General features: G+C 37.6%; 17 protein-coding genes. 7 read left to right on the forward strand and 10 right to left on the reverse strand.

The features are described 5' to 3' along the window. Nucleotides 1–57 precede the first annotated feature (57 nt). Nucleotides 58–1941 (reverse strand): DNA topoisomerase IV subunit B, encoded by a 1884-nt coding sequence (gene parE / locus EG365_RS07430; RefSeq protein WP_000195974.1) that lies wholly within the window; start codon nt 1939–1941, stop codon nt 58–60. Nucleotides 1942–1955: 14 nt separating this feature from the next. Further along, a complete protein-coding gene (locus tag EG365_RS07435) occupies nt 1956–2537 on the reverse strand; it encodes a YqiA/YcfP family alpha/beta fold hydrolase (protein ID WP_001021721.1) in 582 nt (193 codons plus the stop codon). A 211-nt stretch (nt 2538–2748) separates the two neighbouring features. Here EG365_RS07435 and EG365_RS07440 point away from each other — a divergent pair, with 211 nt between their 5' ends. Next, complete coding sequence (locus tag EG365_RS07440) at nt 2749–4092, forward strand: alpha/beta fold hydrolase (RefSeq protein ID WP_001139636.1); 1344 nt, start codon at nt 2749–2751, stop codon at nt 4090–4092. Between the two features lie 65 nt (nt 4093–4157). On the opposite strand, the gene EG365_RS07445 is transcribed toward EG365_RS07440, so the two are convergent. The 7 genes from EG365_RS07445 to gshA all read right to left on the reverse strand — a co-directional run bounded on the left by EG365_RS07445 (nt 4158) and on the right by gshA (nt 14412). Then, nucleotides 4158–4883 (reverse strand): SH3 domain-containing protein, encoded by a 726-nt coding sequence (locus EG365_RS07445; RefSeq protein WP_000410826.1) that lies wholly within the window; start codon nt 4881–4883, stop codon nt 4158–4160. Between the two features lie 112 nt (nt 4884–4995). Then, a complete protein-coding gene (locus EG365_RS07450; RefSeq protein WP_001260543.1) occupies nt 4996–5733 on the reverse strand; it encodes a lysozyme inhibitor LprI family protein in 738 nt (245 codons plus the stop codon). A 162-nt stretch (nt 5734–5895) separates the two neighbouring features. Next, a complete protein-coding gene (locus EG365_RS07455) occupies nt 5896–6825 on the reverse strand; it encodes a hypothetical protein (protein WP_001256696.1) in 930 nt (309 codons plus the stop codon). Continuing rightward, nucleotides 6822–8858, reverse strand: a complete 2037-nt coding sequence (locus tag EG365_RS07460; protein ID WP_062937580.1) for a LysM peptidoglycan-binding domain-containing protein — start codon at nt 8856–8858, stop codon at nt 6822–6824. The genes EG365_RS07455 and EG365_RS07460 overlap by 4 nt, the downstream gene beginning before the upstream one ends. Further along, complete coding sequence (locus EG365_RS07465; protein ID WP_000898330.1) at nt 8858–12139, reverse strand: type VI secretion system Vgr family protein; 3282 nt, start codon at nt 12137–12139, stop codon at nt 8858–8860. The genes EG365_RS07460 and EG365_RS07465 overlap by 1 nt, the downstream gene beginning before the upstream one ends. A gap of 165 nt (nt 12140–12304) precedes the next feature. Further along, nucleotides 12305–12820: a disulfide bond formation protein B gene (locus EG365_RS07470; protein ID WP_001240045.1), complete on the reverse strand. Its 516-nt coding sequence runs from the start codon at nt 12818–12820 to the stop codon at nt 12305–12307. Nucleotides 12821–12834: 14 nt separating this feature from the next. Next, nucleotides 12835–14412 (reverse strand): glutamate--cysteine ligase, encoded by a 1578-nt coding sequence (gene gshA / locus EG365_RS07475; protein ID WP_000082280.1) that lies wholly within the window; start codon nt 14410–14412, stop codon nt 12835–12837. Nucleotides 14413–14580: 168 nt separating this feature from the next. Here gshA and EG365_RS07480 point away from each other — a divergent pair, with 168 nt between their 5' ends. The 5 genes from EG365_RS07480 to EG365_RS07500 all read left to right on the forward strand — a co-directional run bounded on the left by EG365_RS07480 (nt 14581) and on the right by EG365_RS07500 (nt 19723). Next, on the forward strand, nt 14581–15120 hold the full coding sequence (locus EG365_RS07480; RefSeq protein ID WP_000999587.1) for a DUF924 family protein: 540 nt from the start codon (nt 14581–14583) through the stop codon (nt 15118–15120). A 59-nt stretch (nt 15121–15179) separates the two neighbouring features. Next, nucleotides 15180–15743, forward strand: a complete 564-nt coding sequence (locus EG365_RS07485) for a CC0125/CC1285 family lipoprotein (protein WP_000876371.1) — start codon at nt 15180–15182, stop codon at nt 15741–15743. 13 nt (nt 15744–15756) lie between these two features. Further along, complete coding sequence (locus EG365_RS07490; RefSeq protein WP_001055481.1) at nt 15757–17067, forward strand: DUF445 domain-containing protein; 1311 nt, start codon at nt 15757–15759, stop codon at nt 17065–17067. 27 nt (nt 17068–17094) lie between these two features. Continuing rightward, nucleotides 17095–18249 carry a pyridoxal phosphate-dependent aminotransferase gene (locus EG365_RS07495; protein ID WP_000939867.1) on the forward strand — a complete coding sequence of 385 codons (1155 nt, stop codon included), beginning with the start codon at nt 17095–17097 and terminating at the stop codon, nt 18247–18249. Nucleotides 18250–18355: 106 nt separating this feature from the next. Further along, the gene (locus EG365_RS07500; protein WP_001135117.1) at nt 18356–19723 is read left to right on the forward strand and encodes an MATE family efflux transporter; all 1368 of its coding nucleotides are present in this window, start codon (nt 18356–18358) and stop codon (nt 19721–19723) included. Between the two features lie 55 nt (nt 19724–19778). On the opposite strand, the gene EG365_RS07505 is transcribed toward EG365_RS07500, so the two are convergent. Continuing rightward, complete coding sequence (locus EG365_RS07505; RefSeq protein WP_000787758.1) at nt 19779–20612, reverse strand: SDR family NAD(P)-dependent oxidoreductase; 834 nt, start codon at nt 20610–20612, stop codon at nt 19779–19781. A gap of 196 nt (nt 20613–20808) precedes the next feature. On the opposite strand from EG365_RS07505, the gene EG365_RS07510 reads away from it, so the two are divergent. Then, nucleotides 20809–21480 carry a TetR/AcrR family transcriptional regulator gene (locus EG365_RS07510; protein ID WP_000224581.1) on the forward strand — a complete coding sequence of 224 codons (672 nt, stop codon included), beginning with the start codon at nt 20809–20811 and terminating at the stop codon, nt 21478–21480. The last annotated feature ends 181 nt before the right edge of the window (nt 21481–21661 follow it).

Below are 21661 nucleotides of genomic sequence, written 5' to 3' on the forward strand. Positions count from 1 at the left end.
AATTTAGATTTACACAAAAAAATCCCCGCCAATTGAGCGGGGATTTTTTATTCATTTTTAAACAGTAATATCAGCTAAGTTGCCCTTCTGCTCAAGCCATTGCTTACGGTCTGCTGCACGTTTTTTTGCAAGGAGCTTGTCGAGTAAACCTGCCGTTAAATGTGCATCATCTAGATCAAGCTGAACCAAACGACGGGTGTTCGGATCCATTGTTGTTTCACGTAGTTGAATTGCGTTCATCTCGCCCAACCCTTTGAATCGGGTAATTTGCGGGTTCTTATTGCCTTTAACATTTTTCAAAATGGTTTCAAGCTCTTCATCATCTAGCGCGTAATGGACATCTTTACCAATGTCGATACGGAACAATGGTGGCATTGCTACATACAAATGCCCTTCTTCAACCAATGCTGGAAAATGTTTAACGAATAAAGCACAAAGCAAAGTCGCAATGTGTAAACCATCCGAATCGGCATCGGCCAAAATACAGATTTTGCCGTAACGTAATTCAGATAAATCATCACTACCCGGGTCTACACCAATTGCAATGGCAATGTCGTGAACTTCCTGAGAAGCAAGTACTTCATCTGAAGAAACTTCCCATGTATTTAAGATTTTTCCACGAATTGGCATGATGGCTTGAAAGTTCTTATCACGCGCCTGCTTGGCACTACCGCCCGCTGAGTCACCCTCAACAATAAAGAGTTCACTTTCTTCACGTGTTTGGCCCACGCAGTCTGCCAACTTACCCGGTAAAGCTGGGCCAGAAACAATCTTTTTACGCTCAACTTTTTTTGCAGCTTTTAAACGGCGCCCTGCTTTAGAAATTGCCATTTCAGCAAGTTGCATGGCAATTTCAGCATGCTGGTTGAGCCAGAGCGCAAACGCATCTTTAGCAATGTTTAAAACTATATTGGCAGCTTCACGACTTGAAAGACGCTCTTTGGTTTGACCAGAGAACTGGGGTTCTTGGAACTTAAGCGATAAAATATAGTTCACGCCATCCCAAACATCTTCAGCCGAAAGTTTAAGATTACGTGGTAATAAATTACGTAACTCACAGAATTCACGTAGCGCTTCGGTCACCCCTGAACGCAAACCGTTCACATGAGTACCACCTTGTGCAGTTGGAATCAGGTTGACATAACTTTCTTGAACCTGTTCACCACCTTCTACATTCCAGCAAATCGCAAATTCACACGCAGCACGGTCTGCTTGCCCACTGCTTACAAATGCAGGGTTTGGTAGAATTTCACGGTCTTGCAATTCATCCATCAAATAATCGACAAGGCCATTTTCAAATTGCCATTCGATTTTTTCATCATTAATTTGATCGATATAAGTGATTTTTAAACCAGCAGCTAAAACAGCTTTGGCTTTTAAATTATGTTTGAGTGCTTTTAAAGCAAATTTTGGGCTATCAAAATATTTGGCTTCAGGCCAGAAACGTACCGTAGTTCCTGTCGCACGTTTAGGTGCTTTACCTTCTAACACCGCTAAAGGAGCAACAGGTTCACCTTGCTCAAATGCCATCTGGTATAAATTACCCTGACGCTGAACTTCTACTTCAACACGTGTAGATAAAGCATTTACAACCGAAATCCCCACACCATGTAAACCACCTGAAAACTGATAGTTATCAGTACTAAACTTACCACCAGCATGCAGCTTGGTTAAAATGATTTCGATACCACTTTGGCCATATTCAGGGTGAATATCGACTGGCATACCACGGCCATTATCTTCAACTGACAATGAACCATCTTTATAAACCGTGACACAGATTTTGTCGGCATGACCGGCTAAGGCTTCATCGACAGCATTATCAATAACTTCTTGGGCTAAATGGTTAGGACGAGAAGTATCGGTATACATCCCCGGGCGACGACGAACAGGGTCTAAACCGGAAAGAACTTCAAGCGATTGAGCCGTATATTGTGTCACGTTGTACGTTTTCCTTATTTGATGGTGTGCGCAAAGAATTCGATCACTAAGGGTAATTTTTCTTCAAAATCTTCCATGGCATGATTGCCATGAGCATCCGTCAAAATCAATGAGGATGGTGTTGCAGCACTATAATAGCGTTGTGCTTGACGATAATCCAAAATTTCGTCGCCTTGTTGCAACAAGACGAGTATTTTGTCAGCATTTACAGGCTGTTTCAGTTCCAGTTGTTCTAACTGTCGTAACTGAACATGATCAATTGACCATTGATCATTCACCTTATAAGGCATGCTTTCAACTTGAAATAACTCATCAAACAGCTTCCATGGTTGCATAGCAGGGTTAATCAGTACAGCCGGAATATTATATTTCGCGACAAAATATGTCGCAAAAAAACCACCAAGACTACTGCCGACTAAAGCCACCTCTTGTAAAGACTCAATCAGCTCTGAAACCTGTGCTACTACCTGTTCCGGAGATCTATTTAAATCTGGCAAATGCACATTTATGTCCAATTCGCTACAATACTGCTTAAGGCTGAGCCCTTTAATTGAAGAAGAGCTACTATTAAAGCCATGGAGGTAGATAATATTCATATATTTTCCCTCTAAATTGAGAATAAACTCACATTTTTGTTCTCAGTTTGTATATAAAAACACTATTGTCAGACAAGAAAAACCACTCAACTTACCATTCATCAGTATTTTAAAAACATGTGTTATTTAAACTACTAAGATGGAAACGTTAGCTGCCGTTCATAAAAAGTACAGCTTAAAACGTCGGTTATAACGTAAATGGGGAAAAGATATGCCGAGCTTAACACCGTTACATGAAACTTATTGTAAATGGGATCGTACGCCACCTAGTCAGGCCGACGTACTAGAAGGTTTAGCTCAACTGTTCAGTACCAGCTTAAATGGTGTACATGAATTAATACAAGTCATTAATATTGAAGTATTAAAAAATGCTTTTGGTATTAGTGCCCAAAATGCTAAAAATTTCCAAAAACGGCCCTCTGTCCAAAAGGCATATCAGTTTTCTTATGGTGCCTTACAAAAATATGGTAGTTGTTTTTTAGCACCAGGGTTACGTCGTATTATTGAAAAATTTCCAACCCTTCATGAGAAGCCATTAACACCAACCCTTCATTTTTTAGTAGGAGTGTTAAATGGTATTTTCGGAGACTATCTACTTAAACAACATAGTCCCCTCGCCTTGCCAATGGTTCTATACGACCACTACGGTGCAATCCAACAAGGCGAACTTGCAGGCCGTATTGTAATTTTAGTTCATGGTTTGTGCATGAACCATCTTACTTGGTCAAATGCACATTATGGCGGGATTGGTGAGCGTTTATTAGCGCAGCGTGATCACAACACGATGCTGTATTTAAATTACAATACAGGCCGCCGCATTTCAGCCAATGGCCGCAGTTTCTCAAATTTATTAGAAGATTTAGTACAGCGTAATCCAAGAATTACCAGCATTGATTTAATTGGTCATAGCATGGGTGGATTAGTTTCCCGTAGCGCACTGTTTTACGGTAAACAAAATATGTACCAATGGATTCATATGGTCGAAAACCTCGTCTGTATTGGGTCTCCCCACCACGGTGCAGTACTTGAGCGTTTTGGATTTGCACTACAAGATCGGCTAGGCGCTTTTCCATTTGTTGGCCTAATTGGTCAGCTGGTTAACATCCGTAGTAATGGGATTTTAGACCTACGCCATGGTAGTGTTCGAGATGATGACTGGGAATATATGGATGCCCGTATTGGCATGATGGATGACAACCGTGCTCCAGCTCCTCTACCTTCCCATATCAATACCTTTTTAGTGGCAGGAACACTCGAGTTTGAAAAGGTGCGTAATAAAGCGCTTACCGTGATTGGCGATTACTTAGTGAGTGTAAAAAGCGCACTAGGTGAACATCCTAATCCACGTTTTCAGCTTAAAGTTCCAGATTCACATAAAGCGGTGTTTTATGGCTTAAATCACTTTGAAATTCAGTATCACTCAAGTGTTGCCGAACAGATTACTCGCTGGTTATATCCTCATGTGAATGATTATGTGCAAGATGGTATTCAAACCCATATTATTGATATGCCGAACTATACGCTCGAAGATTTAGAAGGAATTGTAGAGACGTAAAAAAAGGCCCAACTTATATTGGGCTTCTTTAATTAATTAGCTTTTGTAGAAGAAAGAAAATATTTTTAAATTTCAACCTTCCAAGCTTTATTGGCAACTAGTTTTCCATTTTTTATATTTAAAACGATATTATATGCTGCTGCACCACCATTATTAAAAGTATTTAAAATAAAAATATTATTATTTAAGTAATATATTTTAAAATCAGCAAGCTCGTTCTTGTCACCATATATACCATTTTTAGGAAAAAAGTATTGCTCTATATCATTTTTACCAATTTCTATTTTCTTATCTTTACTCTTAATAATGATTTTATCAAGTTGTAAAAAATCATTATTAGGTAAAGTACCATCAGTACCAAAGAATTTTTTATTATTAAAATACTTATATTCACCTTTAAAAGTTTTATAAAGTTTAGGATCTAAAATAGCTTTTTTTGCATACACTTCTACTATTATATTTTTATCATTATAAACAGCTTTTTCTTTAGAATATTGAAATAGTTTAATAGAAGTGTAACCACTAAAATTATTTATTCTATTTTTATAAACAAATCCAGTTACACCATTGCTTGCATTAACTAAACAAAAATTATTTACTCTTTCATCCATCACACAAGAAACAATTTCATTATTATTTAATTTGGACGTAACTTTAGAAGTTAAACTTGAATTTTCCCTTACATTCACATACCCATCTTTATCTTGAATAAAACCAAAATCAGCATAGGAGGATCCTACAGGCCCCATCATAAGAACAGTAGAAATTATAAATTTAAAATGTTTTTCCATTTTGAACAAACTCATTATTCACTTCGAATTTCTATTTTATAATACTAATAATATCAAATTTTAAGCTGATATTACCATTATCAAATGCAATCAAAATTTTAATAAAGAATAATTACTCTTCATCATCATGACAATCATTTTTCTTATTTTTTATATTCATATCAGTTGTATAATTAATTCCAAAATTTAAATTTATTAAATCTTCTTTTCTAAAAATTTTCGGAACTATATTCCAAACATTTTTACCGTTAGTAACAAATGCTAAATTAAATTCCGGAACTTTATTATTAGTGTCAATTTGATATTCTACAGAAAAACTATCTTTTTTCTTACCAACAATATTATATATACGTGGCTCCTTTAAACCTTGATCACAAGCTTGATATATATAAATTTTATCTTTTAAAATCTTAATTGTACTTTCACTACAATAACATCCACCTGTTTCCAACTCTTTCATGATACCATTTGTATATCTAAATGGTTTTATTAGCTTTCCTTCTAAATTATCAAGGTCCAAATATGAATTTTTCAAATCTTTTATTTTAGAATTATTAAAATCACTTAAACATTTATAGTTTCCACTATTTGCTTCTTTTCCATTAAAATTACATTTTAAATTTCTATTTTTCAACCAAAAACGTTGAGTATCAACAAGATATTTAACTTCATTTTTATTATCACTGATATAGCCTTTTATATCTGAATACACACTATTCAGTTCATGCTCACTATTACTATATATTGTTTTCTCATCTAACTGTTCTAGTTTATAATCTGTAGCATTTGAAGTAATACATACGCTAAAAATCAATAAAAAATTATGAAATTTAATAAAACTAGTTCTCACTATATACACTTTTAATAAAAATTAAAACCTATAAATATTATTATAATTACATATATTACTTAAACATAACAGATCTACACCTTGTCAATTAAATCATTAATTAGTTTAAATAAAAAAGAACTATTTATTATAGATAAAAAAATAGTTCTTTTTATTTAAAATTTAACCACATCTACCATTAAATTGGTTAAAAGTAATTTTTGAACTTGTAAGACAATTTACTTTCTTCGGTTTAAAATTATCTGATGTTTCTTCTCGAGGAGAAACAAGGTAATTATCTTGTATAAGTATCGGCTCTTTATTTTTATCTGTTTTAAAAGTGGCGTATCTATATCCTATTTGGGAGCTATCTGCACATGTACTATATTCTAAAGTAAAATTATTTTTACTAATAGAAATATTATCAAATGAACTATAATTGCATTCATTAAAGGAGTTGTTAAAAATTTTATCATTCTTATAAATCAAAGAATTATCCAATCCATTTAAAATATGTATTGAGCTTGGCTTATTATCTTTTCCTACAACTTCAATAAAATCTTCCACTCCATCATGGTTAATATCCATTTTATATTTTTTTAATTTTTTTTCTGTTTTTTTTGAAAAAGATTTAGCTCTATCATTAAGAAAACCATTTATCTCGCTAAGTACACTAACTTTATTATTACTCACAATTATATCTGGTTTACGAACCCATTTACCTCCTTCATTGAAATAAACTTCGTAGCTATAATTATCTTTTGCAATATAAAAACTTCCAGATTTCTTATCTTGATTTAAAAATTTAAAAGGCACTATATAAATATATTTTCCTTTTATATTTTTCATATTATTTAACTGTATATAATCATTATTATGATCTGGAGCAATTAGATAAACCATAGCATTACCAATTTTATTATTCTTACCATCATATGGACAACCAAAATCTGGAATAGTAAAATAACCATCTATATTAGTATATTCTGTGTTGCCTCCATTACATGCAACAAGTTTATCTAACTCTCTATCTTTTAATTGGTTCTGATCTGCTTTCGCAGCACAGGCACTTAAGCCAAATAAAATAACACTAATAAATATCTTACTTCTCATATTTTTTTTCCACTAATAATTGGCCTAAAATATCCCACCCATCCTCTATGCTGGGCTAAAGCTTTTCCAGATCTTCTATATACAGCTGTTCGCGTACACCCTACTTTTTTTTCGCCCCCATTATTTATATTAAAATTTTCATCAGCACTTCCAACGTCACCTATAGCCTCTAAAATAGTAACGGTATCATTTTGTCTATCAACATCATACACTATACCACAGTGCCCACCACCATTACGCCAAACAAATATATCCCCAATTTGAGGGATAAAATTAAGATCTTTACTTCCAACAACATACTCAATTTTATTTGAACGTATAGCCTTTCTAAAATCATTTTCAGTGAGCATAACACCAGTATGTATAGAATAGAATTTATCAGTAACACCTAACTTTAAAAGATATATTGCAACAGTTTCTGAACAGTCTAATCCTTTTAAATCATTAGCAGTAATTACTGAGGTAGCATTTTTATTACTTCCAGCACCTCTTGCACCAGTTTGCGAATAAGGTATGTTTCTATCTACTAATTGCTTTATTTCCTTTAAAACATTACTCAGTGTAGGTGTAGGTGTAGGTGTAGGTGTAGGTGTAGATTTACTTAGTAAGTTCGCTTCTACAATTGAATTTTTACATTCATTAAGCTTGAAGACTTTCGCAGTTATATACTCAAAATTCTTTTTTCTATCTGATCTTGATGCTGTATCTCGATTAATAATATCAATTAAAGAATCTACAACTTCTAATTGAGTCCTAATATCTACTTGTTTTTGTGTAGCTAGTTTTGATAGACCAAAAGATTTCCAATAAGCCATTGAAGCCAATGTCCCTTCATAAATATTATTAATATTATTTGCATCAATAGATATTCCTACATTGGGATAATTATCTTTTATTGCTTTATTAATTTTATCATATTTATCTTTACCAGTTATCTGTATAATTCCCCGACCTCTATATTTCCAACCATCACCAGATTGAATATCACCATTTCCATTTCTATTCGCATATGCAATATTAGCTATCATTACTTGATCAGCAGGATGATTATCATTTCTTCCATATTTATCACATAACTGTCTATTTCCTCTAAATGCTGAAAATGGCCCACCATGAGTCATTTTCTCAACTCGCTTACCTTTTTCTATTATATACTCTTTTCTTTTTATTTTTGTATAAGACAAAAAAAGAATATCAGAGTGATAATTTAAGCTTTCTCCATCCTTAACTTCTATCTTTTTACCCACTTCTTCTAAAACTTGAGCAAAAAAATGTGCCTTACTTAAACAATTATTCATTCCAAATTTTTCTGAGAAATTCGTATAAACATCAATTATTTTTTTTATATCGTTAGAATTAGCTTGTGTAAATATCTGTTTCAGCTCATTTTCTGTAATTTTTGTGCAATTACTACATCCCTCTACAGAAGTTCTAGCTATAGGATTATTTTGACTATTACTTCCATTAGTTGTCGTCGATTGGCCATTATTATTTACATTATTATTTATAGGCTTTTTATGATTGTCTGTTTTTGCTTCAAATTTAATAGTATCTAATGAAATACCTATACCAAGGTTTCTATTCTCAGTAATAAATCTATTACTAATTAATTTATAGCTATTATTTGTCTTAGACCATCCTTGAATAATTATATTTTCTCCTGATTTTTGCCTTGGAAGGGTTACAACACCTCTCGCATTGGTTAGCTGATTACTATATATATTATTTCCTACTTGTATTTTTAATTTGAAATTTGAAATTGGTTCTCCTTTTTTATTAACTATAGCTATACCAACCTTACCTCCTAAATTCTGTATAGGCGTAGGCGTAGGCGTAGGCGTAGGCGTAGGCGTAGGCGTAGGCGTAGGCGTAGGCGTAGGCGTAGGCGTAGGCGTATTTTTTAATTTTAATTTCTGTCCTACAAATATCAAATTTTTATTTTTTATACTATTAAGCTTAATAATTTGCTCAACTGTGCACCCATTTTTATTTGCAATAGATGTTAATGTATCTCCTTTTTTAACTATGTACATTATTCTTCTCCAAAAAGATAATCTAAATTTTCAATATTAAAGTCTGTATAATTAGTTTCAAATAAAATTAACTCTATTTCTTCTTCTTCCTTAGTAAAAACTCGTTCTGTCTGTAAGTCATCATTTATTGTTCCCACCATTAATATATCACCTGTTTTCTTAAGTAATATTTTATAAGGTGCCCCTATTAAATTTGGATTATCTTTAGATAAATCCTTTAAGTCAAATAATTGGCTAAAACCACCTTCTTGTATAACAGGTAAATGAGGCAGTTTCATTGAAACCTTTGCCCCACCCGTAAACAAATGCTGCCCAGCTTTACTTTCAAATTTACCACCTGTTGTTGAAAATACCCCATTGGCATTAATTTTGAGCTGTGAACCACCTGCCGTTAATACAATTTCTTTTGGACTCGTAAGCTCGATTTTATCTTCAGTAGAAATAAGCTTAATCACCTTCTTCGCAATTGCTTCAATAGCGTCATCTTGTGCTTGTAGTTCGAGCTTTCCTTTCGCTGCATAAGCACGCAAACCCTTTTGCGCAGCAAACAAACTGATTTTGTCTTGTGCGTGCCCAATAATATTTTTTTGCGCGCTTAAATTAATAGAACCGCTGGCACTTTCGGCAATATCTTGCGAAGCTTGCAAAATAATATTTTCAGGCGTCGTCAAAGCAATACCATTTGGCGATGCTAACAACATAAGGGCTTGTCTGAAGATCTTGCCTTGCTCTTGTTGTTTAGTATCGGAACTGCTTTCTAAACCTTGGGTATAACCTTCCATAAAGCCTTGTAAAGAACTCAATGCTTTAGAAGGTGATACTTCCAATTTACTGCCTTTACTAAAAGTTCCACACGTACTCATCAAATCAAAATCTTTAGTCTCGACATTTGCTAAGACTTTCCCGACCTCTTGAATACTTTCAAATGGATTTTTATGAATTCGGTCTTTAATACTTGCGAGTTTTCCTTTAACAATATCAGGGCCATGTTCTTCAACGTTTTCGATGAATGCTTTTAAATTTTCTACCGCATCTTTGGCATCGCTAAAGAAAGAATTGAATTCATCTACAACGCCTTTTGCGTTTCCTCCTAGTGCACCAATGTCTTGAATAAAGCCACCACAGTCTTTTAGGGCATGGATAGGATCGTTATTAATTCCTTCTTTGAATAGGTTTACCGTACTATTTAATGCCTGCCCTGTGGTTTTTAACTCAAGCGACTGGATGAATTTGGGTAAGCGATTAATTACATTCAAAGCATCAGTTTGTTGCTTGGCTGCAACTTCACTGAGCATTTTCATGCTTTCATAGCCTTGTGAAAGTAAGGATTGTGCTTGTGCGGCCTCTAAATGGTCTGCAATCGCTTGCTCTTGTGCATAGGTACTAATGAGCATGCCTTTACCCGCCCGCACAGCTCCCCAAGCGTCTGTTCTAAGCTCAAAGCCTTCACCACGGCCTTGGCTTGTCGCTTGTTCTTTAGGATGGCTTAAATTACCTAAATTCAGCTGTGTTGCTGCATGACTACTTTGTAGTTGGGTACTAATTTGCCCAGTTGTGTCATCAAAGCGTAATTGATTAAACCCGCTGCCATTAACCTCCTGACTGCGTATGCCACTTAGCTTTTTAGTATCAGGAAGCTGCCCTTTTACATCGAATTTAGTTGGCGAACGCTGTGCTTCATGGATTCGACCCGTCACAAATGGACGGTCGATATTGCCATCAAAGAAGTCAATGACCACCACTTCACCAATACGTGGTAAGAAACGTGCACCATAACCTTCTCCTGCCCAAGGAGTCAGTACATCCACCCAAGCCGAGTCGGTATCATTGTCATTACTACCTGCGCCACCATCATGGCCATGATCATCACTACGAGTAAATAGAAAACGTACTTTAATGCGTCCCCATTCATCGACATGAATAGTTTCTCCCTCAGGTCCCACGACTTTCGCTCTTTGTGGGTAGGCTATTGGCCGATGCTGTTCTGGATTATATTCAGGGGCAGTTTTAATTTGACGACGTATTAATGTCAGCTCATTACCCTGGCGCTCAATCTCATCATACCCATGTTGATCCCAACGACTTTGGGTTAATAACTGGCTAACTTGCTGATGTAAATCTTTAGGTAAATTATTTTGGTTATAGAAATTTTTAGCAATGATTAGGAACTCTTGATCTGCTCCTTCATGCTGATCAATTTCAGGGTGCTCTCTTAAATTAAACCAATAGCCGACTTGGGTATCGCGCACACTACTGTAGGCTTTAAAGTATTTGGCCCGACTCGCATGCATGTCGGTGAAGTGCTGATTTAATTTTTCTAATTGGCTACTGCTTGAAGCGGTTGCCTGATCTTCCCCTTTTAAATCTTGCATCCAGGCGGGACTTACGTGCCATGCTTGCTCAAGACTTAAAGTGGCCGAATCAAAATTATCTGAGTGTGTATGGGTAGTAACAACTGAACCATTACCCTCTTCTTGCGCTAACGCATCGGGCTGCCAACGCTGTACATGTACGGCAGTCGGTTGCAGACTTCGCACTGCAACAAAGCCTGTAATACTATCTTGATATTCGGTTGCGCTACTTCTGTGATAGCGAATACTACGACGCGCTAAAGCTTGGTATTGGTTATTATCATCAATTAATTTTAGTTTTTGAGCTTGTATTGGTGCAGTAAAATGAGGGACAAAAAGCTCTGATTCATCAATGAGCCAACTAACCCCCTCACTTCGCCACAAACGTGTGAGAAAGTCATAGTCTGACTCATTATGCTGCATAGTGAACGGACGAATATCATAGTTTTGACTTAACCCACCCAAATCAAGACTTAAACTCGCAGCAAACAGTGGACTTTTTTCTTGCCATTCTTTAAATAGAACTTCGGTAATTTCTACGATACTTTTATTCATAAAAACACGACTATTACGGCGTTTGTGCCATAAATTTGTCGCATCTTCTATAGTCAGCTTATAAAGCGTTAAAGCGCCATCACTTTGTCCATAACTGGCCTCAGTCACAATGCCTGTAGTTCGGAACAATTGACCCGAATCAGTGACCTGATCAACAGCGACTTGAACACCAATAAATTGCTTCAATGCAATTTGGGCATTTGTTGAAAGGCAGATCAACTCTGCCATTAGGCCACCATTTAGCTGATGTTGGCCTTCTATACGTTGTAAGAATACTTGATGATTGAGTAGTTCATTAGAAAATTGTACGTGAATAGCACGTTTCTGAGCATTTAGCCCTATTTTTTCCAAGACACTAAATATATTAAAAAGCATTTTTTTATAATCATAAGGATATATAAACGGCTGCACTTTATAAAAAACAGAACTATCTGTCTACAAAATTATGCGTTATTTCTATCAATTTTTTTATATTTTCACTTATTCGAAAGTTATAAAAAAAGCCCAACTTAAGTTGAGCCTTTTTTAATTACTTTAAACTTACTTTTTAGCCGTCTTAAACACTGGATAAAAACGGAATAACTGCCATAAACAAACCAATAACAGTAAAAGGAAATAGACCAATGACCAAACTGGTAAAGACTGACCTAAAAAAGTCCAGTCAATTGCCGCACACTCACCTGAGCCAGAAAGTACCTCTTGTAAAACGGTTTTCATTGGTAAAGCATCAATGAGGTAATTTAAACCCGGACCACAGCTTGGTACTTGATCTGGTGGTAAATGCTGTAGCCAAACATGTCGGCCCGCCACCCCCACTGACCATAAAATTGCAATACCTGCCAAAAATGCATAAAAGCGTTTAATCGCATTGGAAACCGGGTTATGCAAAAACGTAATAAGAGCCACAAAACCCATTGCCATTAAGCCAACACGTTGAAAAATACAGAGCGGACATGGCTCTAACCCTTTTACATGTTCCAAATACAACGCAAAAGACATGCCGACAATGCTTGCCAGAACAAGCAGTCCACTCACCAAACGGTAACTTAATCGCATGTAAAACCTCGTTTTTATCTATATTGTTCAAGATATTGATCAAAACTGATCTGACTATCTTGCTCAAGTTGTTCTTGCTGCTGTAAAGATTGCACAGCTAATTGTTCAAAATATTGCAAAGTCTCTGCACTAATCTCATGCTTTTCATAAGTTTCAGCATGTAACTGTGCCATATGACTACCAAAGCTCCAGGTTCCACCATGCTTTAATGTGTCATCAATCACATGAGCAGATAATGTTTCATCTACTTCATCAATACGTTCTTGCATCACAGCCAAAGCCGAGCTGTATAGATCTGTTGCATAGGTCTGATCGAGTAAGCGAGCACAATCCTGCATTTTAGAAATATGCTGACGTGCCCAATCTTCAATATGATAAGACCCGTTTAAATCAGTAATGGTTGCGTTTGGTGCTCGACCACGGTTAACCACTTCTGTCTGGTTTTTCTCAATCAAATCTTGCTCAGGGCATAACAGTTCAGGACTATCGCTTAATAAACAATAAAGCGCTAATGCCTCAAGGAAACCTGCTGTTGTTTCATTGACGCCAATTGCCGAATATGGATTTACGTCCACTGCACGAAGTTCAACATAACCCACCCCTCGATTTTTCAAGGCTTGAGACGGTGTTTCACCCGCTTGAGGAACTTGTTTTGGACGCACGAGACTGTAATATTCATTCTCGATTTGTAAAACATGATCATTAATTTGCAATGGTTCACCAGAGGCATCATTTAACCCTAAACGGCTAAATGGCGGATATGGAGAATGTACTGCTTTTTGTAAACCGGCCAGATAACCCGTTAAATTGTTATAGTGAATGCCTAAACTTTTTTGTGCCGAGTTTTGGTAGCCTAAACGCCCCATACGCAGAGCTGTAGCATACGGTAAATAATATGACCCTTTGATTAAAGGCAACAAATGATGTTCATGACCCGTCAGAAAACAACGGCAAACCGATGGGCTCGCACCCACCAAAAACATAACCAGTGGCGTTAAACGAATAAAGTTACGAATCAAACCAAAATAGCGATGACTACGATAATCTTGCAGACTAAGTGCTTTTAATTTTTCGTCAGTTTCATGTGCCTGCAAAGCAGAAAAAAGAGAATCAGGGAAAGATAAATTATAGTGTACGCCCGAAATCGTCTGCATACGGCGACCATAACGAATACCTAAACCACGGCGATAAAGCGTCTTGAAACGGCCAATATTAGAAGTGCCATATTGAGCTAGACGAATACGTTCTTCATTGTCATCTAGCATACATGGCATAGACAACGGCCAGAGCTTTTCACCATTTTCTAAATGACGGTGCACAACCGCATGAATATCGGTGAGCTCATGCAAGGCATCACCAATGGTTGGCTGTGGTGAAGTAATAAACTCCATCAACGCTTCAGAATAATCTGTGGTGATTTTCGGATGTGTTAAAGCTGAACCTAATGCCTTTGGATGTAACTCTTGTGATAAGAACCCATTACTTTGCATACGTAGGCTTTCACGTTCTATTCCACGTAACATGCCTTGTAGTAGCGACGAATCCACCCAAGCAGGAATAACTGATTGAGATGGTGTAGTGGGTTGACTCATGCATTTGCTCGCTTATAAAAGATCACTATATACAAAATCGTGACATGATACGGCTATTGATATGATCACATCATTTCAGTTTGGCAATTTTTATCACAATCTTGTTATTTAAGACACGAAAGAATTGTGATTTTATTGAAGAATAATTGCTAAAGAGTTGTCAATATCATGAACGATCAAGACATTTTAAACTTCTGGTTTTCACCTGAACACCGTTCACTCTGGTTTGCAAAAAGTGAGGATTTTGACGCAAAAATTCGTGATCAATTTGCAGACGTTCATCGGCAGGCAACTCGAGCAGAACTTTGGTCTTGGCGGAAAACACCAGAAGGTCGTCTTGCAGAGATTATTGTGCTAGATCAGTTTTCTCGCAACATTTATCGTGATCAACCCGAATCTTTTGCTTATGACGGCCTTGCTTTAGCCTTGTCACAAGAAGCAATTAGCTTGCAACTCGATGCACAACTTAACCCAGAACAGCGCTCGTTTTTGTACATGCCATTTATGCATAGTGAATCGAAGCTAATTCATGAGTTTGCTTTAAAATTATTTCAACGCCTCGGCAATGAAATTAATTTAAGCTTTGAGAAAAAACATAAAGTGATTATAGATCGCTTTGGACGTTATCCTCATCGCAATGCCATCCTTGGACGTGTCTCAACACCAGAGGAAACCGAATTTTTATTAGAACCGAACAGTAGTTTTTAAGACTTCTCTATTTTTAATGCTGAGGCATCCATTCTTTTATGCTCAGCTGGGAGTTCACCATGAAATATCTCTCTCTTTGTTTAGCTTTAGGCACTGCCATAACTTTAAGTGCTTGTTCAACTGTACCCAGCAAACCAAAAACTTTCGATCAGCTTGGCCAGTTTTCGGCCTATCCGTTAAATGCTCAAACGTTTCGAATCAGCTTTCAGGCTGATCCAAACATGAGCTATGGAGCAGCCGAAGAAATTACTTTGGTGAAATCAGCACAGACTACAGTACAAAAAGGTTTCCGCTTTTTTAAAGTGCTGAACGACCCAAGTAATCAAAGCCAAAAGCCACCGCGTCAAGCTGTAGTTTACCCATCTGCACCAAGCTTTTACCCGTATGGTTACTACCGCCGCTATCCGGGTTTCTGGCATGATCCGTTCTATGATTTCCCGCAAGTGGTCAATATCGACCCTGTTCAAGTGTCGTATACTATTGAATGTTATCGGGATCAAAAGCAGGCTCCTCAAGATGCCTTTGATGCAACGTTAATTCTCAAATCTATCGGACAAAAATATGGTTTAAGCCCGACAGGAGAATTGTTGCCGCCACCTGAGCCGCCAGTAAAACAAAAATGAATAGGATGACCGTATGAATATGGCAGAAGAAGTACACCATGCACCCAATCTGAAGCGCAGCAAATATTTCGCTACGATGGCACTTATTATTGTGGTGGTGCTGTGGATTGGGTTATTGATCGCCAATCGCTTTCTGCCAGAGTATACAGACTTAATTCATATTTTAATGCTAGGTGCCGAAGCTGGTGTAGTGGGTGGACTAGCAGATTGGTATGCGATTACCGTTCTGTTTCGAAACCCATTTGGTAAGCTTCCCATCCCTAAGTTTTTGCGTGATCATACCGAAATTATTCCACGTAATAAGGCACGTATTGCCGAATCAATGGGTCGATTTGTGCAGGAAAACTTCCTGTCGCCTCAGGTGGTCGAACGAAGCCTAGAAAAAACCGATTTAAGTCTTGCCATTGGCCAATGGCTTGCCAGTCCACAAAACAATACTCAAGTGGTACAACTCATTCAGCAAACTGTACCTAAAGTTTTTGAATTTGTGAGCCAAGAACAAATTGCCAATTTCGTGCAAAACAACAGTGTGCAATGGGTGCGTAACACTCAAGTCAATAAACTTGCGAGTGAAATGCTGCGTGCAGTATTGGAAAATGACTTCCACCAAGATGTACTGCAACGTGGTCTCGATATCGCGCATGAGTGGGTGGTACAAAATCCGGATAAAACTCGCGAATTGACAAGAAAAATGTTTAAAGCGCTGGGTGTCTGGTCTCTTGCAAAAGGTGCAAGCTGGATCGGTATTGATGTTCAGCAGCGCACCATTGATTCACTGGTTGAAAAAGTAGAATCAATGCTGGCTGACCATGAACACCCATGGCGACAGGAAATTGAAACTATTGCCCACTCGCTCATGCTGGAGTTGGCAAACCCTGAGAGTATTGCCAGCCAACGTCTAAATAGTGGCAAAGATGCGTTGCTAGATAGTCCTCAAGTCTTAAATTTCATTAGTGGCGCTGTCACTATTTTATGTGATGCCATTAAAGAAGATTTAATGAAAGAAGACTCTGGTATTGCAATGAACCTCAGAGCTGCCATTCAGCAGTTGGGTGAAAACCTTGTCCAAAATGTAAAAGTACGTGAAGTTCTCAACAAAGAAATGACAGGACTTGCCATGAACTTTACGGACCAATATAGCCATAAAATCATACGCTATGTGAGTGAGCGCATTCATGAGTGGGACTCACGTGAAATGATTGGAAAAATTGAAAATGAAGTCGGTGGGGACTTACACATGATTCGTGTGAATGGCGTTGTGGTAGGTGCATTTATCGGCTTAACTCTAGGTGTAATACGAGCAGCGATTGAATCAATTTTATAACGTTAATAATTTCCTTAAGAGAACAATATGCTACAGCTTCAGTCCAAATTGCCCGCACAAGGGGTGACTATTTTTAGTACGATGACGGCAATGGCACAGCGCTTGGGTGCACTTAACCTTTCACAGGGTTTCCCGGATTTTCCTGCACCCCCTGCTTTGCTCGAAGCCCTATCTCAGGCAACTTTGGCTGGACACAATCAGTATCCACCTGGTGATGGCATTCTCGCACTGCGTGAACAGCTCGCTTTACAATTTCAACAGCGTGACCAGCTTCAACTTGATCCTGTAACTCAAATCACGATTACGCCCGGTGCAACTATAGCAATTTTCTGTGCCATACAAGCCTGCATCAACACAGGTGATGAAGTCATTATTTTTGACCCGAGTTATGACAGCTATGGACCTTCTGTCGAGTTAGCAGGTGGTAAAGCGGTACATATTGCCTTGCAAGCACCTGACTTTAAGGTGAACTGGCAACAAGTTAAAGATCGAATTAACGATAAAACCCGTATGATTGTGGTAAATACTCCCCACAATCCAACAGGTACAATCTGGTCCAAACAAGACTGGTTAGAACTCATTGAATTAATTCAGGATAAAAATATTGTAGTTTTATCTGATGAAGTCTACGAACACTTAGTTTTTGATGGTCAGCAACACTTTAGCGCGTTGCATTTCCCTGAGCTTAGAGAACGTAGTTTTGTGATTGGTTCTTTTGGAAAAACCTTTCATGTCACAGGTTGGAAAACCGGTTACTGCGTTGCTTCAACTGATTTAATGCGTTTGTTCCGCCAGATTTATCAATATGTTAATTTCTGTGGCACAACACCTTGTCAGATTGCGCTTGCGCAATATATGCAGCAACACCCAGAACATATTCAGGAACTTTCACAGTTTTATCAGACTAAACGAGACCGATTTAATCAGGCGATTCACAATAGCCGTTTTTTGCTTAAACCATCGCAAGGAACTTATTTCCAAAACCTTGATTACAGCCAGATTAGACCTAACTTAAACGATGTGGAAATGTGCCAGTTTCTTGCCGAGCAACATAAGATTGTGGCTATTCCTGTTTCGGTGTTTTACCAACAAGCCCCAGAGTCTTTACGCCTAATTCGTTTCTGCTTTGCAAAAAATGATGAAACACTGCAAAAAGCAGGAGAAATTCTGAATCAATGTTAATAAATTTAGTCACTTAGCATAGTAAAAATACTACAAGAAGTTCCCTACAACTATGCTAAGTTGAATATCCGACCCGCTCATCAGAGAGATGGGCGATGGAGAATACATGCCACCAAGACAGTCTTTAATTCATCAGCAAAATCTTTGGAAAACATTTTTTGTTTTCTTATTGCCCCTGATTGCAACCAATATCTTGCAAAACCTGTCCGGTACCATTAACACCATCTTTGTTGGACAAATGATGGGGGTCGATGCGATTGCTGCCGTCTCGGTTTTTTTCCCCATTTTGTTTTTACTGCTTGCGTTTATTATCGGCATTTCAACGGGTACTACTGTTTTAGTAGGGCAGGCATGGGGCGCGCAGAATATTGAAAAAGTTCAAAGTGTGGTCGGTTCTACCCTGTTTATGACCATCATTGGCGGTATCATTACCGCAATCATTGGTGTGTTTTTTGCCCATGATATTTTAGAACTTTTAGGTACGGATCCGAAGGTGATGCACCTCTCTTTGCCTTATGTGCGATGGATGTTGGCAGGTAGTCCTCTTCTCTTTGTTTATATTATCTATACCTCAATTTTACGCGGTGTAGGAGACAGTACTACTCCTTTACTTGCACTGGCTTTAACCAGTGTGATTGGTTTGGTCATTACCCCGATATTGCTTAAAGGTTATTTTGGTTTACCCGCTCTAGGAATTATTGCTCCGGCAATTGCGACCATTACTGGCTATGTAGCTATTCTCATTTTTCTTGCGATTTATCTAAACAAGAAAAAGCATCCACTTCGGCCGAACCGTCAGCTTTTGCAACATATTCGTCATAATTCGGAATTAAGTAAAATCATTTTACACCTAGGTGTTCCAACCGGTATTCAAATGATTACCACTTCAATGGCCGGTTTAGTCATTGTGGGTTTAGTGAACCGTTTCGGAGCTCATGCCACAGCTGCGTATGGTGCTGTGAATCAGGTACTCAACTATATTCAATTTCCAGCGATTTCGATCTCCATCGCGGCCTCAATCTTTGCAGCGCAAGCGATTGGTGCTGGTAAGTCGGACCTACTCGCACGTGTTACACGCACCGCTTTAGGTATGAACTTTTTGTTTACAGGTGCGTTAATTGCACTCGGCTATCTATTTTCAAAATATTTGATGGCTTTATTCATCACAGATCCAACTGTGGTGGTGTTAGGGCAACAGCTTTTATTTATTGTACTTTGGGCAATTTTATTCTTTGGTGCAGGTGCCATTTTTGCATCAATTATGCGTGCCAGTGGGACTGTAACCGTACCGATGCTGATTAACATCTCTGCCATTTTATTTATTGAAATGCCATGTGCTTACTGGTTTAGTTCGATGTGGGGACTTAAAGGCATTTGGGTCGCCTATGCCTTGGCATTTGTCAGTTTATGTATTATTCAAGGCTTGTATTATCAATTTATCTGGAAGAAAAAGAAGATCAAAGTTCTTATTTAGAATGCATTAAACCTTATAAAAAAGCCATCAATTGATGGCTTTTTTCTTTTAAACCTTATTTCATCCATTTGGTTACAATGGTTGAAGCACGTTGATATCCCGTTGGGAATAAACGCTGGAATGCATCCAGAATTTTTGCATCGCTACCAATGAGTAAACGGCGTTTATTTTTCAAAACTGCATCTAAAATTTGACGAGCTGCTTCCTCTGGTGGGGTACGCAATAACTTATCAAAGTTTTGAATCGATTTAGTTGGGTCCATACCCAAACTACTCAAGCTATCACTCATTTTTGCAGCTTTAGCGATATTAGTACGAATACCGCCCGGATGTACGCATAGCGAACTTACGCCGCATTTTTCAATATCTAACTCTTGACGCAATGACTCAGTAAAACCACGTACCGCAAATTTAGTCGCATTATAGCCAGACTGAGTTGGCTGAGCTGTTAAACCAAATAAACTGGAAACGTTAATAATATGGCCATCTTGTGTTTGCTTAATGAACGGTAAGAATTCTTTAGTACCATAAACCACGCCCCAGAAGTTAATTCCCACAATCCACTCTAAATCTTCGTAAGTCGCGCCTTCTACAGTTGAGCCTAAAGCTACACCAGCATTGTTAAAAATCAGGTTAACACAGCCATGATCTTGAACAGTTTCCTGTGCCCACTGCCTTACAGCCTCACGGTCAGAAACATCTAACTTCTTGGTTGTTACAGTAATGTTACTGTACGGTTTTAATAGCTCAACAGTTTTCTCTAAGCCCTTTTCATTAATGTCACTTAATGAAAGATGGCAGCCCTGCTTTGCCAGAAGAATTGCTAATTGTTGCCCAATGCCAGAACCCGCACCCGTAATTGCAGCGACTTTGTTTTTAAAATTTTTCATTGTCCATCCTTTGTTTTTCGATTTGCACAACTGGTTCATTGCATGTGCAATTTAGACTCTTTCAATATAATTTTGACAATATACATTGTCAATATAGTACACTGTAATTTCAGATAGATTGGCACAATTCTGCTGACGGCTTTATCATAGGGCTCATATTTGCCGAAAAACCGATAAATTAGGAAACCATTTATTTATGGCGACAAACGACTCAACCAGTAAAAAGAAAACAAAAACTGTGAGTAAAGAACGTCAGTTCAAAGGGTTATCTCTGTCTGAGCGCAAAGAGGCACGCCGCGAAAAACTCATTGAAGCCGGTATTGCAACTTATGGAACCCTTGGCTTTTTTTCCGTGACGGTAAAAGATGTCTGCCAAGAAGCAAAACTCACCGAACGTTATTTTTATGAATCATTTAAAAAGAGTGAAGATTTATTCCAGACTATCTTTTTAAAAATGATTGAAGAATTACAGCAAAACTTGATGCAAGCCGTCATTAAAGCGGCTCCAGACCCTGAGCAAATGGTCGATGCTGGTTTACGTGCTCTACTGAGTACTTTAAAAGACGACCCTCGTTTGGCTCGTATTGTATATGTCGATGCAATTTTGGTCCAAGAATTACATAATCAGGCCACCATTCAGGAAACTCTCGCCCAGTTTGATCGTATGATTCAAGCTTTTGTGATGCTAACCATGCCGCAAATCCAGCATAACGAAAATGAACTCTCATTAATCGCTACTGGTTTAAATGGATACGTGACACAAATTGCCGTTCGATGGGTGATGGGCGGGTTTAAGCAGTCTCTAGAGCAAGTTTTAGCGGCCTGCCGTATCGTTTTTTTAGCTTTGCTCGCGAAAGTTTCAAAATAATATTAAAGTTTTTTGACACTGTTTTTATTTTAAAAACCTCGTTTGAGATAAGCTTGTAACACACTGAATGGTTTTAAGAAAATTTATACCTACCTGTCATCATTTGGTCATGCGCTTGCCGTATTTTTGTCACAAATTATTGCTAAATTCGTTTTTATAGACTTTTCTGCAATGAAATTGT

This window comes from Acinetobacter sp. FDAARGOS_494 (genome assembly GCF_003812225.1).
Taxonomy (GTDB): domain Bacteria; phylum Pseudomonadota; class Gammaproteobacteria; order Pseudomonadales; family Moraxellaceae; genus Acinetobacter; species Acinetobacter baumannii.

Coding starts and splice junctions, on each gene's coding strand:
- EG365_RS07480 (WP_000999587.1), top strand. CDS start 14,581: ATGAACGATCAAGACATTTTAAACTTCTGGTTTTCACCTGAACACCGT.
- EG365_RS07505 (WP_000787758.1), bottom strand. CDS start 20,612: ATGAAAAATTTTAAAAACAAAGTCGCTGCAATTACGGGTGCGGGTTCT.
- EG365_RS07455 (WP_001256696.1), bottom strand. CDS start 6,825: ATGAGAAGTAAGATATTTATTAGTGTTATTTTATTTGGCTTAAGTGCC.
- EG365_RS07460 (WP_062937580.1), bottom strand. CDS start 8,858: ATGTACATAGTTAAAAAAGGAGATACATTAACATCTATTGCAAATAAA.
- EG365_RS07500 (WP_001135117.1), top strand. CDS start 18,356: ATGCCACCAAGACAGTCTTTAATTCATCAGCAAAATCTTTGGAAAACA.
- EG365_RS07485 (WP_000876371.1), top strand. CDS start 15,180: ATGAAATATCTCTCTCTTTGTTTAGCTTTAGGCACTGCCATAACTTTA.
- EG365_RS07510 (WP_000224581.1), top strand. CDS start 20,809: ATGGCGACAAACGACTCAACCAGTAAAAAGAAAACAAAAACTGTGAGT.
- EG365_RS07470 (WP_001240045.1), bottom strand. CDS start 12,820: ATGCGATTAAGTTACCGTTTGGTGAGTGGACTGCTTGTTCTGGCAAGC.
- EG365_RS07495 (WP_000939867.1), top strand. CDS start 17,095: ATGCTACAGCTTCAGTCCAAATTGCCCGCACAAGGGGTGACTATTTTT.
- EG365_RS07435 (WP_001021721.1), bottom strand. CDS start 2,537: ATGAATATTATCTACCTCCATGGCTTTAATAGTAGCTCTTCTTCAATT.
- gshA (WP_000082280.1), bottom strand. CDS start 14,412: ATGAGTCAACCCACTACACCATCTCAATCAGTTATTCCTGCTTGGGTG.
- EG365_RS07445 (WP_000410826.1), bottom strand. CDS start 4,883: ATGGAAAAACATTTTAAATTTATAATTTCTACTGTTCTTATGATGGGG.
- EG365_RS07465 (WP_000898330.1), bottom strand. CDS start 12,139: ATGCTTTTTAATATATTTAGTGTCTTGGAAAAAATAGGGCTAAATGCT.
- EG365_RS07440 (WP_001139636.1), top strand. CDS start 2,749: ATGCCGAGCTTAACACCGTTACATGAAACTTATTGTAAATGGGATCGT.
- EG365_RS07490 (WP_001055481.1), top strand. CDS start 15,757: ATGAATATGGCAGAAGAAGTACACCATGCACCCAATCTGAAGCGCAGC.